12 protein-coding genes are annotated in these 14,125 nt (G+C 47.6%); 1 reads left to right on the top strand and 11 read right to left on the bottom strand.

Annotation, left to right across the window (positions count from 1 at the left end):
* Positions 1–28: 28 nt before the first annotated feature.
* The 10 genes from HQN88_RS26180 to HQN88_RS26135 form a co-directional block, all read right to left on the bottom strand.
* On the bottom strand, positions 29–1,384 hold the full coding sequence (locus HQN88_RS26180; RefSeq protein ID WP_068665835.1) for a dicarboxylate/amino acid:cation symporter: 1,356 nt from the start codon (positions 1,382–1,384) through the stop codon (positions 29–31).
* Between the two features lie 185 nt (positions 1,385–1,569).
* Entirely contained in the window at positions 1,570–2,418 is an 849-nt protein-coding gene (locus HQN88_RS26175) for a carbohydrate ABC transporter permease (RefSeq protein WP_173118084.1), read from the bottom strand.
* A gap of 5 nt (positions 2,419–2,423) precedes the next feature.
* Positions 2,424–3,338, bottom strand: coding sequence for a carbohydrate ABC transporter permease (locus HQN88_RS26170; RefSeq protein ID WP_173118082.1), 915 nt, complete (start codon positions 3,336–3,338; stop codon positions 2,424–2,426).
* 72 nt (positions 3,339–3,410) lie between these two features.
* On the bottom strand, positions 3,411–4,751 hold the full coding sequence (locus tag HQN88_RS26165; protein ID WP_173118081.1) for an ABC transporter substrate-binding protein: 1,341 nt from the start codon (positions 4,749–4,751) through the stop codon (positions 3,411–3,413).
* 27 nt (positions 4,752–4,778) lie between these two features.
* Positions 4,779–5,948: an acyl-CoA dehydrogenase family protein gene (locus tag HQN88_RS26160; RefSeq protein ID WP_173118079.1), complete on the bottom strand. Its 1,170-nt coding sequence runs from the start codon at positions 5,946–5,948 to the stop codon at positions 4,779–4,781.
* Between the two features lie 135 nt (positions 5,949–6,083).
* A complete protein-coding gene (locus HQN88_RS26155) occupies positions 6,084–7,643 on the bottom strand; it encodes a response regulator (RefSeq protein ID WP_173118077.1) in 1,560 nt (519 codons plus the stop codon).
* Positions 7,644–7,647: 4 nt separating this feature from the next.
* Positions 7,648–9,375 (bottom strand): sensor histidine kinase, encoded by a 1,728-nt coding sequence (locus tag HQN88_RS26150; RefSeq protein ID WP_173118075.1) that lies wholly within the window; start codon positions 9,373–9,375, stop codon positions 7,648–7,650.
* Between the two features lie 144 nt (positions 9,376–9,519).
* Entirely contained in the window at positions 9,520–10,287 is a 768-nt protein-coding gene (locus HQN88_RS26145) for an RAD23 family protein (protein WP_173118073.1), read from the bottom strand.
* A 744-nt stretch (positions 10,288–11,031) separates the two neighbouring features.
* Positions 11,032–11,448 carry a hypothetical protein gene (locus tag HQN88_RS26140; RefSeq protein ID WP_173118071.1) on the bottom strand — a complete coding sequence of 139 codons (417 nt, stop codon included), beginning with the start codon at positions 11,446–11,448 and terminating at the stop codon, positions 11,032–11,034.
* A gap of 117 nt (positions 11,449–11,565) precedes the next feature.
* On the bottom strand, positions 11,566–12,414 hold the full coding sequence (locus tag HQN88_RS26135) for an inositol monophosphatase family protein (RefSeq protein ID WP_173118069.1): 849 nt from the start codon (positions 12,412–12,414) through the stop codon (positions 11,566–11,568).
* Positions 12,415–12,582: 168 nt separating this feature from the next.
* On the opposite strand from HQN88_RS26135, the gene HQN88_RS26130 reads away from it, so the two are divergent.
* Positions 12,583–13,548 (top strand): aldolase catalytic domain-containing protein, encoded by a 966-nt coding sequence (locus tag HQN88_RS26130; RefSeq protein ID WP_056610687.1) that lies wholly within the window; start codon positions 12,583–12,585, stop codon positions 13,546–13,548.
* A 91-nt stretch (positions 13,549–13,639) separates the two neighbouring features.
* Here HQN88_RS26130 and HQN88_RS26125 read toward each other — a convergent pair whose 3' ends face one another.
* A complete protein-coding gene (locus HQN88_RS26125; protein WP_173118067.1) occupies positions 13,640–13,963 on the bottom strand; it encodes a hypothetical protein in 324 nt (107 codons plus the stop codon).
* Positions 13,964–14,125 lie beyond the last annotated feature (162 nt).

Genomic DNA, 14,125 nt, shown 5'->3' with positions numbered 1-14,125 from the left:
GCTGTTCGTCTTTTTGCATGTCAATCTATTAAGCAGTTGCCAATTCCAATTCTTCTTCCTCGTCACGATCGAACGCAGCGCGGTCGAATTCGCCTTCGGATTCTGCTACAAGCAATGCTGTAACAGTTGTTCCCGTTGCATTTACTGCTGTACGACCCATGTCGATCAATGCTTCTACGCCTAGAACTAGCCCCATACCTTCAAGCGGCAAGCCAAGTGCAGTCAATACAACCGTTGTTGAAATGGATGCAGGACCTGGTACACCAGCTACCCCGATGGAGGAGATGACAGCTACTAGAATCAACAATAGATACTCAGAGATACCGAGTGGAAGATTATAAACTTTGGCTACGAAAATCGCTACAACCGCCGGCCAAACGCCGCCGCATCCGTTGAAGTTCATCGTCGCCCCAAGCGGTGCCACGAAGCTTGCGATACGCGGTGATACGCGAAGACGTTTCGTGATAACTTCCAAGTTCACAGGAAGTGTTGCATAGCTGCTACGTGTTGTAAAAGCAACAGCGATCGTCGGATATGCCTTTTTGAAGAATTTGATCGGATTCACTTTCGCAACCAACAGTACAAGACCACCGAATACCAAGACGAAGTGGATGATCAATGCCACGTAGGAAGTCAGAATGATTTTAGCTAATGGCTCTAACGTTTCCCAACCATATTTAGCAGCCATTGCCGCGATCAACGCATATACCCCATAAGGTGTCAAACGAATTACGTACTTAACAACTTGATGCATAACAGCCGCAGCTGAGGAAATGAACGCCTTTACAGATGCTACAGCTTCAGGTTTCTTGGAACCTACCGACACGATCGCAACAGCTACGAAAATCGCGAAGATGAGAACCGGCACAACCTTACCACTCGCCATGTCGCTAATTGGATTGGATGGGACTAGATCCAAAATAACTTGGGAGAAAGTTGGAATTTCTTTGGCTTTAAAATCCTTCGGAACTGCTTGTGCGATCCCATTACCTGGATCAATCGCCAATGCCACAAGTAGACCGATCAATGCTGCGATTCCCGTTGTAAGTAGGAACCAACCAATCGTTTTGAAACCCAATTTACGAAGTTGAGCCATGTTGGACAACGACGAAATACTATTAATAACTAGAATAAATACCAGTGGCATTACAAGCATTTTGATCAGATTGACGTAAATCGTTCCGATTGTGCTAACACTTTTAAATTGCAGTCCTGCCTGATTGAAAATAACCCCTGCGATGATACCAAGTCCTAAACCGATGAATACGCGGTTACCGAAACTGACTTTCTTTCTACCCAAAAAATAGATAAAACCAATCACTACTAATGAGACAACTAAACTGACCCAGTTAGTCTGAAATGCGCTTACTAAGTTGTTTTGCATGATCGACATCTCCTAATCCCTATAAGATAACTCGGTTTAATTGTGATAAATATATGACAACTCACATTAGCTGTCAATGGTTACAATTTCCAGTTAACATGAAAAACCGAACATTCCTCCTATTTATACGAAGGTCGATTCGGCTTTAGATCATTTTCATAAAATTTTGTGAGAATTAGCCTAGATTATCCTTTCAGACCCGTCGTGCTGATTCCTTCAACCATATACTTCTGAAAGAAGCCGAATACGAGCAATATGGGCAGGAGCGACAGAACTGACATCGCGAATAGGGCACCCCAATCGGTTTGCATGGTGGGATCTGAGAAGTTTTTCAGTGCTAGTGCCACCGTGGCAAGCTTGGGTGAATTGAGATATAGCAAGGGGCTGAAGAAATCATCCCATGTCCAGTAAAATTTGAAGATCGACACTGTAATGATTGGAGATATCAGCAGTGGAAGTAGAATTCGTATCAAAATCCCGAACACGCCGCATCCATCGATTTTGCCCGACTCATCTAACTCCTTCGGAATTCCGCGCATGAATTGAATCAGTAAGAAAATAAAGAAGGCTCCGCCGAAAAATGAGGGAATGATTAAGGGTTTGAACGTATTGATCCAGCCGAGCTTCTGAAAGAGAATATATTGCGGAATCGTCAGCACCTCATGCGGCAGCATCATTGTCGTCATCATGCAAGCGAACCAGATGGCAGCTCCACGAAACCGAATCCGAGCAAACCCATAAGCGGTCAAAAGGGATGAAATGACAGCTCCAATGACAGAGAAGAACGTGATGATGATGGAGTTTTTGAAAAAAACGACAAAAGAAATCCCGGCGAATCCTTTAAACCCGTTCGTGTAATTCGCAAATTTGAATGGGGATGGAATCAATTGATGCGCATGAATGAAGATCTCGCTGGTATCTTTCAGAGAGCTGGACACCATCCAGAGCAGTGGGTACATCATGAATAGAGCAAAGATGGAAGTGAAAGCATGCCTAAGAATTGTATATAAGCGTTGTCGTTGTTTGAGCAGCATACAGCCTATTCCCCTCTCGTTTCATAGTGAACCCAATTACGGGATGTAGCGAACAGCGCAGCAGTGAAACAAGCGATCACGGTAAGCAGCACCCAGGACATGGCTGACCCATAGCCCATCTCGTAATAACGGAATGATTTCTCATACACATATAAGGCGTAAAACAACGTTTTATCAAATGGTCCTCCGCCAGTTACGAGCATCCCCTCTGTAAATACTTTGAACCCGTTAATGATCCCCATCACTAGATTAAAAAAAATAACGGGCGTTAATAGTGGGAGGGTAATCCAGCGGAATCGCTGCCACGTTCCTGCTCCATCCACGGTTACCGCCTCATACAGTTCCTTCGGCACCTGTTTCAGTCCCGCTAGAAAGATGAGCATGGCCGAACCGAACTGCCATACAGCAAGCAAAACAAGCGAGACTATCGCTGTTGATGGATGCGTGATCCATGAGGTTTGAAACGCATGGCCGGTTACCGCTGTCAGCAGCGAATTCACTGCGCCTTGTGCCCCAAACAGTTGACGCCACATCACCGCGACAGCGACACTTCCGCCAATCAAGGTTGGCAAATAAAAGGCCGAGCGAAACAAGGCAGGCAACTTCAAGTTCGTATTTAACAGCAGCGCCACAGCGAGAGCGAACAGCAGCCGTAGTGGAACTGCAATAAACACAAACAGGAGCGTCGCTGTCACCGACTTCCAATACCGCGGATCTTCCGTGAACATCTCCTTGAAATTACGAAGCCCAACCCATTCCGGCGGTGATAATATATCATATTGGGTAAATGCGAGCGCAAGCGATACGATCATCGGTGCGACGGAAAACAGGATGAATCCAATCAGCCAAGGCGAAATGAACGCGTAACCCGCTGCATTGTTATAATCCCGCAGCTTCCTTCCTCGCGCAGGTTGCACCATACTAACGTTCCCCCTTCTTCTTACAGAGCAAAGCAGCAGGGAGTAAGTTTACCCCCTGCCCCAACTCTGCTGTTACTTCCCTTTTGCCAAAATCGCATTCGCTTCTTTACGGAATCGCTTAGCGCCTTCTTCTGGCGTGGTTTTCTCAAACAAAATTTCGTCGCTAATGTTTTTATATACTTTGTTCACTTCAGCACCAGCCGCAGGCTCCGGAGCATCAATCGCTGAGGCCGTTTTCTCCACATTCGTTAAGTAGGTAACGACGCGCTTCTGCGTTTCCGTGAACGTATCTTGGATACCTTGAATGACCTTAGGGTTATACGGCATGCCAAAGTAAGCATTAAGTGATTTCGCCGCTTCAATGTTATTCGTGTAGAAATCGATGAACAGCGCAGCCTCTTTCGGATGCTTCGACGATTTGGAAATGGAATGGAAGAAGGACGGCTTAATGTACATGCCTTTGCCATCGCCCGGATACGGCGCTAACCCAACATTCTTCTTCAATTGCTTTTCCATGATATCGACGTGATTGCTCCAATATCCAAAGCCGCCAAATGCCGTCTGTCCCTTCGTAAACGGACCGTCCTCCAAGCTCTTCACCTCAAGCTCTGTGCCGAGCGGTGTTATGAGCCCATCCTTTTGCCAACGAAGCTGCTGTTTAAAGAAATCAACAAAGAGCTGATCATCCTCATAGCCCAGTGCATCTTGTCCCTTGCTGAAAAGCGACTTATTATGCTGGCGAAGCCAGACGCTGAAGTGTGACTGGGTCAGGTGCGTATCGCCGAGAATACCGAGCTTATCTTTGAACGTACGTAAATCCTTCTCGTATTGCTCCCACGTATAATTGTCCGCAGGCGGTTTGACGCCAGCTTTCTCAAGCAGCTCCGGGTTATAGAACATAACCAGTGCATTATTGCCGATGTTGATACCATACTGCTTGTCGTTAAAACGACCTCCAGCATTATGAATCGGGTTAACGCCTTCCAGATTAATCGTTTTGTCTTTCAAATAGTCATCGAGCGGCAATAGCAAATTTTTATTAACGAAATTCGTAATTTTGGAGTAGTCCATCCGGATCACATCTGGCAAATTATTTGAAGCCGCAAGCACGCTCATTTTGTCCCAATAAGCATCGCCTGCATAATATTCGGCCTCGACTTTAATATTCGGATAAGCCTTCTGGAACAACTGCACGACGGCATTATTTCGGTCTACCGTCAGCTGCGATCCTGCCCAATAAGTCATACGCAATGTTACTGGATCTTTAGAAACCGGTGCCTGCGTAGCCCCAGCCGTTGCGGACGTTGCGGCAGCAGTTGTCGCAGCAGGAGCACTAGTGCTGCCATTGGCGCAGCCTGCTAATGCTACTACAGCAGTCAAAGCGAATGTTAAACCTGTTATTTTTCGTTTCATCTTCGGAATCCCCATCCTTTTAGGAAATTATTTAAAGTCATTCAATGCCCGTTGTGCCAGCCCATTCACCACAGAGTCGTCCATCGGCGGATTGTGCAGACCTGCCCGTACGTCGCGGTACATACGCTCCAGGGGCAGATTACGGGATAAACTCGCTGCACCAACAATACGCATCGCTGCATCAACAATGGAGATCGCATGGTTGGTGGCCACATACTTAGCTAATCCAAGCTCCGGCTTAAGGGATGCGCGCTGCTCCGGCTCTCGGTCCCAACGTTCTGCAACAGCATACAGAAGGGTACGCGCCGTCATCAGCGAGATTTCCATTTCACCGATTTGACGCCTGATATTCGGCAGATCGGCAATCGGTCCAGTCAAGCTGTTCGGCCGATGATTCAGTGCGAAACGGATGGCGAAGTCCCTGGCAGCATGAGCAATCCCGATATAACAAGCAGGAATATGCAGGAGCCATCCCCCATCATCAAGCAATCTTCCCTTGCGTGGTGATCCGGAGCGGTTCACTAACTTCTCATCTGGCACGAATACATTCTCCAGCACGACGTCATGACTCCCTGTCGCACGCATGCCAAGGGTATTCCATGTTTCTTCCACACGAACCCCCGGACCGGTCTGAACGAAAAACTCACCGATTTCCTCTGTCCCTTCGATCGCCGCCGAAACTGTAAAGCACGTGAGAATAGGACTTAATGTGCTATACGTCTTACGTCCGTTCAGCAGCCACCCCTTATCCGTGGCGACTGCCTTTGTTTCCGGTCTTCCGCCACGGCTTGGACTCCCTGTTGCCCGCTCTGACGCTAAGTGATTAATCAGTGTCCCCTTGTGGGCTGTTTCACTACAAAACCATTCAAACAATGCCTCTGGCCAAGCATTCGTGTTGCGCAGCTGCAGTAATTGGCCCACATGCCAGCCTACAGCAAGTGCCGTTGACCCATCGCCGCGCGCAAGTCGCTCCTGTGCAAGCACAAGCTCGTAAAGCGTTGCCTCTTCCCCTCCATAAATCCGCGGCAGTGTCAGCCGCAAATAACCTGCATCGTGTAGATCCGCGAAATTGGCAAAGGGGAAGCTGCCCTCTGCATCATGCTGAGCGGACCGCTCAGCGAAACGCGCAGCCAATCGATCCGATCGGTCCGCAATCTCTTCTTCCCGACGATTCCGAATAAATCCGTCCTTCGTCATCTCCTTCCCCCTCTCTTTTACGTAAAATCATATGTGAATACTAGGAATTAGATCGAGTATATACCTGATCTGATCAAACCTACATAGAAAAAACCGATACTTTTTTTGTGAAAATCCGAGAGAAATCGACGCGTACTACTGATTCCTCTCGGTTAAGCTCTTTCTATATTCAAGCGGCGAATAGCCCGTATACTTTTTGAAAACATTGCCGAAATACTGTTGGTCACCACCAAAGCCAGCACGCGCGGCGATTTCATACATTTTGCTTTCTGTCTCCGTCGCAATTAATTGCTTCGATTTCTCAATCCGCTGGCGTGTCAAATACTGTGAAAACTTCTCGCCTGTCTCCTTGCGGAACAAACGCCCCAAATACTCTGCGTTCATGAAAATATGTTGTTGCGACAGCCATTGCAGTGACAAATCTTCATTGGCTAAGTGATAGGCAATCAACCTCTTCATGCGCAGCACAATGGCTGACCCCCGATTGCTCTGAGTCTCGCCGAAGCGTTCTATCCATTGTTCCATCTCGGAAGCAACGTAGGTTTCAATATCACCCAGTGTTGGCAGACTCAGCAGTCTGGCCATCTTGCCCTGCAACTCCTCCACAGGGACTTCCTTGAACACTGTGGTCAACAGTTGCAGACACAAGCTCAGCGACGCGTGACGTTCTGAGCGAGCCCCAGCAAGCGCCTGAAAGAACGCTGCCAATTCGTAGCGCGCGCCCTCTACGTCCCCAATACGCAGTGCGGCTGCGATTAATTCCCCACTCGCTGCCTCCGGTACAGCGCTGCTTGTACGCTGCGGCTCAACAAGCTCGCGCGTGGCAATGCCGCCCGCGCCCAGATAAAAGGCGAAAGCCGCATAGGTCTGCACGTCTTGGTACAACTGCGATAGCCCGTCCAGCGGCCCCGCTTCGCTGACCGCCATCGTGAGCTGTAAGCCTGGACAGCGGCTCTGAAGCTCATCGCGCAGCCGAGACCCCGCTGCTACGGCCTCAGCAAGCCCCGCATCTGCCACAGCGGCAAGCAGCCGATTCCCGGCTACGGTGCTTAGCAAAAGCGACCGCCCAGCCCCGCTCTGCGCAGCGGCTATTTCACGAACGCGCAGCTCCTGACAAGCGGTGATCTTCTCCCATTGCACGAAGATGAGGCGAAGCTTTATCTGGTGGTGCAGCTGCATCGTTAGCCGTAGACGCTCAGCAGCGTCCTCCGCTACGGGCTCTTCGAGCAATAGAGCGAGAAGAGGCTCGCGCTCTGACACTCTTGAATCATCCATCTTGCGAGCGGCAACGAGCAGTTGTTCACGGCGACGTGACTCGTCCAATTCACGGACGAGTTCACTCAGCGCCCTACCGATCTCTTGCTCGTCGCACGGCTTGAGCAGATAATGTTTCACACCCATGCTCATGGCCCCTACAGCAAGATCGAATTCATCATAACCAGACAGCACAGCGAATCGCGCCTCTGGCTGCTGCTCCTTCGTACGACGGATGAGTTCCAGACCGTCTAGTCGTGGCATTTTAATATCCGTCAGGATAATATCCGGTCTCAACGCCTCGATTTGTTCCCACGCTTGAAGCCCATCTGCCGCTGTCCCAATCAACTCAAGTCCAAGCCCCTCCCAATCAACTGTTCTAGCGATGGCTTCGCGAATAATTCTTTCGTCATCAACTAATAAAATTTTGTAGGTACTCATCGTTTCACCCCCTGTTTCTCTTCTCTCTTGGCATCTTCGGCAAAATCGGCAACACCACACGAATGACAGCTCCTTGCACATGTCCCCGCTCAATTGCAATCCCGTATGCTTCACCAAACCATAATTGAATACGTTCGTTAATGTTAGACAGACCTATCCCTGTACGATCAGAATCAGGACCTGTGTCAGAAATACCTTTATCCAGTTGCGTGTGAATGCCTGGTCCCTTATCCTGTACAGTCAATACGAGTCGATCCTCTTGGATCTTTACGGTTAAACTAATCTCACAACGTCCCGTTTCTGCGTCAACACCATACTTCAAGCAATTTTCAACGATTGGCTGCACAATCATCCAAGGCAGATGCAGGTCGAGGGCGTTATCCGCTATGTCCGTGCAATACACCAGCCGCTCTTCAAAACGGATTTGTTGAATCATAATATAGTTGTGTAAATGGGCCAATTCCTCACGCAACGTAACAAATTCCTTTTGCCTAATCGCGTTGCGCAGCATATCCCCGAGCGCCTTAACCATTCGCGCCATATCCGTATGGCCGAAGCCTTTGGCCATCCAATGAATGGAGTCGAGTGTGTTGTATAGAAAATGTGGATTTACCTTAGATTTCAGTGCTTCGTATTCCGCTTCCTTGAGTTGAATTTGTTTCACGTAGTTTTCTTTAATGAGTACATCAAGACGCTCTGTCATTTTATCGAAATTACGGTTTAAAATACTAAATTCATCCCTCTTTACTATGTTTAAAGGTTCGCTTAGGGCGAAATTCCCTTTCTCGACCAGGCTAATACGTTGCGTAAGCGCTTCGAGCGGACGCGTCATACTAAGCGAGAAACGCATACCCAGCCACAACAATACAATCGCTAGAAAGACATATAACCCCAGCAGCCAATTTTTCATCATTTTCACATGACTGAATACCGCATCATATGGAATGAAATGAATAAAAGTCCAACCTGTATACGTTAATGTAAACTGCGCGGATAGATAGTTTTTGCCGTCTATTTCCACTATGCTGGAGCCGTTCATTCGGGCGGCAGGTAACGGCAAATCCCGATTGCTTGTAAACAGCACTTTATCGCCGGATGCGACCATCAGCATAGAATCATAGTTGCCATGCCGCTCACTCGAGGCATACATCACCTTCGACGCTTGGATACCGATCATCAATGTACCTAGACGCTCAAGATTCAAATCTGCAATCTCCCGAATATCTCTCACCGTATAAAACGTTTCTTCCTCCTCTTCTCCACCAACCCAGACGCTTGCCCCACCCTGTTCATTCGCAAGTTGTCGATAGCGATCTTTATTCCGATCATTGATACTCGCAGCATTGATGCCTGTACTAAGCAAATTACCGCTTAAATCAAGAATCGTAATGGAAGAAACAGAGAAATCGGTCTGATGGTAGGTAAGCAGTTTGCGTTTCAGTTTGTTGGCGGCATCAAAGCCTTCATAAGTGGAGGGAGACATTTTCATCTTCTTCAAATCCGCTTGCACGTCAGGATCGGATAAAATGGAAATCGAGAGTTTATCGATCTCCCTTAGTTTTTCTTCCATCCTCTCTGAAAATAAATAAAATTTGTCTGTTGCCTCTCGATAAATAATTTGCTCGTACAACTTATGTGACTGTTGAACAAAGATCCATGCCAACCCGCTCGAGGCCAGTACGCCGCCTAAAATAAATATAAAAAGTTTATGTTTTATTTTCCAATTTTTCATAAAATCCCACTACTCCTCACCAACGCAAATTATACCACCTATTCTTATCGGTGTCTGTGGGATTAATCGCGTATGCGCCAACTAAAAAAGACAAACGAGCACCTCTCGGTGCCGTTCGTCTTTAGCTTTCGTTGGAGCAATCGTCTACATCGTATGCTGATCATGCACAATAGCTACCACATACCATTGTGTTCCTGTGTATTCAAAAACGAGTCGCAAGCTGGTCCAATCCATACCTTGATACTGCGGATCGAAGCCAGGGAAATGGTATTCAACTGTTATATAGGAAGACGTGGGATACACGCTGAACACATTGTTGATCATATTCCCCTTGCCAATCAGCGTGTTATAACTAATCTGTGGTGCGGCAGCAAAGTTAGCGTTGTACACAAATTTTGCCCAATAGTTAGGAAATGTGAGATCAATCGGATCGCCCGAGCCATCGAAAGTGCCCCAATGCGTGAGACTTGTGCTCGCCCATAATGTCGCAAGATTGCCTCCTTGCACTTGAATGTCTGTCGCGGTTTGGATGTAGGAATACGGTGAGAACTGGACACCTTTCTTCGGATGCACGAGATCTGCGAGTTTCGATATATTTTTCTCTTTCAGAGTGGCTATCACTTCTTGGGCACGGGCTTCGATCACTTTCTTCGCATCTGCCGCGGTAGAGAAGCTGGGGGGCGTCGTTGCTGGCGTAGGCTTCGACGTTGCAACCGGTGGAGTTGCCGTTGCGGGCACTGGTGACCCTGCCAACGTTGGTTCTGGGGAGGGCGACGAAGTTGGTTGTATTGTGGGGATCGGGATGCTCGTTCCCCCCTGATTGGCTGGTTTCGCACTGCAACCTGCCAGTGCGCTGGCCAAACTGACCATGACCGTAACCATAACGATGGCAACTCTTCTCCTACGTCCCATGATAACCACTCCTTCTTCTATATTCTTCCTTATTACTTTAAACGCAAGCAGGAAGTGAAAGGTTACTTCATTTGCAACATCTTTAAGAAATTCTTCTCCGTCACCTATGCCACTTTAGTTCTTTCCTTTGACTGCTGAGTTGAGGATGAGAGTGCGATAAGAATGTGTTGTGATGAGCGGGATTGTGGGGGTACTGAAGAGTGTTGGGACTAGCTAGTTTGGGGTACTATGAGGAGCACTTGTGGCAGGCTGGTTTGGGGGCGACGAGAAGTGTTTTGACAAGTTAGATTTTGTGGTACCCGATTGCGGAGTGGTGTGACAAGTTAGCGGTTTACTCGACTGTGGCGCCAGCCTTGAGGTCTAGTTAACAAGAAATAACTGGAAGATCTACAGCTATTTCAGGAGATTTTCCTTTAATATTAGAATTAGATGGAAAATATACTGTTAATTCCTCCATATTTGATCATGCTGGCGCAAATCGCTTATTTTAACTGTATGAAATCCATCTATTCTGGTTTTCGGGGGAAATACATTGGAATTAACTGTAGAAAATACATTTATTCCACACACAAACCCAAAAAGCCCGAGGATCCAGCCCTCGAGCTCATCTATCTTTACAAAGTCCATGCTCTTACCAAGCGCAGCTCATTCTGCACGCGGCCAACGCTGAACCCCGCGCTTCTCACCTAGCAGTCCACACTCTATCCAACCTCTGCCCTGCCACGCAACCACAACCACCGTCGGTTAAATACGAATACCGGCGCTAAAGTGATTATAGTCATCCGCCGAAGGATCGAAAGCCGCCTCGTCATCACTCGGAACCGCATCTCGATCGACTGCGGCAACAGATGAAGCATAGCTGTCGGACCAATCCTCATTCACGGTATGTGCCGGAATGCGGATGGAGCCCTCCAGGTCATACGCCATTGCGAAAGTGGCCCGCTCGGACTGCGTCTGCGGCCGATCCACGAGCCGTCCGCCGTGGGACTGCGCGATTTCGATGGCCGAGGTAATCTCCTGCTCATCAAGATGAATGTGCAGCGTTGCGCGCTCCCCTTCAAGCAGCTCTGGCTTGTAGCCAAGCTCTTCTAATGTGTCTAACGCCAGCAACGCATCTCGCGTTTGATTGAACTCAAAAAAGATAGGAACAAAGTCCTTCATCTAACAGCACCCTTTCTCCATAAAGGTTCTCGCCAGAAAAACTGGCATCGTAACCATAAGCTCAAATGGAAAGTCTGCCATTAGGTTTGACCAATTGTTCCTATCCTATTCGAAAACCTACTTCGCCGTCGTCTTTAGTGCTTCTTGAACAAGCTGGAGCAGCTCGGCGTGGTAGGCAGGAACGGCAGCGACCAAATAGATTGCCCCGTCCCCGTCCGCTGCCTCTACCACTGCCGTGCCACCAAGAAAAGCAATCGGATTACCTGAGAAATCCGTCACTTTCACACCGGCCTCCTGCGCAAGCAGTAAGCCTGCATAGAGATCTTCCCCTTCGGAGTTGTATAGAACAACCCCGTGCAGATCACCTCTAGCCAGCATCGCCCACACAAGGGATGGCGCCCATAAGCGCATCACTCTTTTGACTGAATACTCCAGATGATGTCGGAGGGCTAAGGCACGCTGATCGTCCTTCGTTACGGCATGCCCTTGAATCCATGAAAGACTAGACTTCGTCAGCACGCCGCTTGGACTCGCCAATAGCCGCCTGTCACCTTGCCAAGCACCTTCGTCTTGAACAGCCACGTAAGTGAGTTCCATAGCTGAATCATGCACAACACCTAGTACAATCCGACCTTGGTAACTCAAAGAAATGGAAACACCGTACAAGGGGAGGCCCAGTGCGAAATTATTCGTCCCATCTAAGGGATCCACGTGCCACACCCAATCACTTGCTGCTCCACCCTCACCCGCTTCTTCACTATAGATGCGATGAGTCGGAAACACACTCAGGATGTCATCCACGATAAGACGATCCGCCTGCACATCCACCTCTGTCACGAGATCACCGCGCTCATCTTTGTGCTGAAGGATGAATTGACCACCGAAACGTTTCTTGGCTAATTCACCTGCTTTCACAGCTGCCCCTACAGCAACCTCTCTTGCTAATGTCCATTCATTCCGATTCATTCCGTGCATCCTCCTCACGTGATCACTTCTGTCCATTCCATATTACCATATCCTACCTAGAAAAGTTGTGTGGAAGCCTACGCTTGGATTGACAAGCCACCTGTTCATAAGTGATAATATAGCAAAATCAGAAGGCGACAAGAGCTGTCGAAAGGGGTATTTGCGAGTATGGTAAAGCATCATCAACACAAGATTTTGGATTGTACGATTCGAGACGGCGGTTTAGTGAACGATTGGGATTTTAGCGTGGAGTTTGTCCAAGATATGTATCGCGGCTTGAGCGCTGCCGGCGTAGAATATATGGAAATTGGTTACAAAAACTCAGAGAAGTTACTTAAAGGCGGATCATCCGGCCCTTGGAGATTCCTAAACGAATCCTTCTTGCGTGATGTTATCACCAAAAAAACAGATACAAAACTATCCGCTCTTGTTGATATCGGACGTGTGGATGAAAAAGATATCTTACCTCGTGAAGACAGCTTACTTGACCTGATCCGCGTTGCTTGTTACATCAAGGATGTTGATAAAGGTCTTGAGCTTGTTCAAAAATTCCATGACATGGGTTACGAAACGTCCCTGAATATCATGGCGCTTTCCCACGTAATGGAGAACGAATTAACGGAAGCTTTTGAAGAAATCAACAAAAGCGCAGTTGACGTTGTTTATGTCGTAGACTCTTACGGCAGCATGGGCAGCAAAGATATTGACTACCTTGTATCCAAATTCCAACGCTTACTTCCTGAGAAGGAACTAGGCTTGCATATGCACAACAACATGCAGCTTGCTTTCGCTAACACGATCACAGGAGCATCCAAAGGTGTAACTTTCTTGGATTCATCCGTGTACGGTATGGGTCGCGCTGCTGGTAACTGTACAACTGAATTGTTGCTCAGCCACCTCAAGGGTGCACGCTACGATGTGCGTCCTGTTCTTGAAATCATTGAGAAGCATATGATCACAATGCGCGAGAAATGGGATTGGGGTTACCTCATTCCATACATGATCGTTGGTGCGCTAGACGAGCACCCTCGCACAGCAATGGCCTTGCTTGACTCAGCTGAGAGAAATAATTTCACTGACTTCTACGATCGTTTAACTTCCGTAGAAACATTCCCATCAGCAAGCAAGAAATAAGCAACGCAACCTCAATAACCCCTATTCGCCAGATCAGGAAAATTAACTCCTGACTGCAACGATTAGGGGTTTTTTGCACACATGTTAACCCTTACTTGATAATTTTTGCCGAAACGACATAGTTTTCTGCATAAGCCCGATCGATTAAGAAAATGAAATCCTCCCCTTCTCTACGACTGAGATTCCTTCTCGGAAGTACCTCAATATAATCACTATCAATGAGCATCGTACATTTCTCATCTGTATAGATTAATCCATCTTCTAAGCGCTTTATGGCTTCCATCATGACTTCCCGCGATTTCAAATCTCCAAAAATCTCCACATAAACTTTAGCAGTAGCATCACGATCTTGGAGTAAAATCGCTACCTTGTGTTTGACTTTGATGCGCACCTTCTTTTTGGGAGATATGCTCATAGGTTCTACTCCTTCATTACGTCTATGGAATTATTTTATGTCGGCATCGGGTCATGTGGACTAGGCTAATGGACAATTTCACTCCTCTATTCCGTATGACTTCAGGTGTTTAAAGGAAAGGAAGGATATTTTTTCCCAAATTTGAAAATAGTAAGATCATTA

It is taken from the genome of Paenibacillus qinlingensis (assembly GCF_013204845.1).
Lineage (GTDB): Bacteria > Bacillota > Bacilli > Paenibacillales > NBRC-103111 > Paenibacillus_E > Paenibacillus_E qinlingensis.
The sequence above is the reverse complement of the archived record's forward strand: the minus strand, read 5'-3'. Positions and strand labels throughout refer to the sequence as shown.

What these genes read in the sequence shown, in the direction of transcription:
- HQN88_RS26180 (WP_068665835.1), bottom strand. Translation starts at nt 1,384, where the DNA reads ATGCAAAACAACTTAGTAAGCGCATTTCAGACTAACTGGGTCAGTTTA.
- HQN88_RS26175 (WP_173118084.1), bottom strand. Translation starts at nt 2,418, where the DNA reads ATGCTGCTCAAACAACGACAACGCTTATATACAATTCTTAGGCATGCT.
- HQN88_RS26170 (WP_173118082.1), bottom strand. Translation starts at nt 3,338, where the DNA reads ATGGTGCAACCTGCGCGAGGAAGGAAGCTGCGGGATTATAACAATGCA.
- HQN88_RS26165 (WP_173118081.1), bottom strand. Translation starts at nt 4,751, where the DNA reads ATGAAACGAAAAATAACAGGTTTAACATTCGCTTTGACTGCTGTAGTA.
- HQN88_RS26160 (WP_173118079.1), bottom strand. Translation starts at nt 5,948, where the DNA reads ATGACGAAGGACGGATTTATTCGGAATCGTCGGGAAGAAGAGATTGCG.
- HQN88_RS26155 (WP_173118077.1), bottom strand. Translation starts at nt 7,643, where the DNA reads ATGAGTACCTACAAAATTTTATTAGTTGATGACGAAAGAATTATTCGC.
- HQN88_RS26150 (WP_173118075.1), bottom strand. Translation starts at nt 9,375, where the DNA reads ATGAAAAATTGGAAAATAAAACATAAACTTTTTATATTTATTTTAGGC.
- HQN88_RS26145 (WP_173118073.1), bottom strand. Translation starts at nt 10,287, where the DNA reads ATGGGACGTAGGAGAAGAGTTGCCATCGTTATGGTTACGGTCATGGTC.
- HQN88_RS26140 (WP_173118071.1), bottom strand. Translation starts at nt 11,448, where the DNA reads ATGAAGGACTTTGTTCCTATCTTTTTTGAGTTCAATCAAACGCGAGAT.
- HQN88_RS26135 (WP_173118069.1), bottom strand. Translation starts at nt 12,414, where the DNA reads ATGAATCGGAATGAATGGACATTAGCAAGAGAGGTTGCTGTAGGGGCA.
- HQN88_RS26130 (WP_056610687.1), top strand. Translation starts at nt 12,583, where the DNA reads ATGGTAAAGCATCATCAACACAAGATTTTGGATTGTACGATTCGAGAC.
- HQN88_RS26125 (WP_173118067.1), bottom strand. Translation starts at nt 13,963, where the DNA reads ATGAGCATATCTCCCAAAAAGAAGGTGCGCATCAAAGTCAAACACAAG.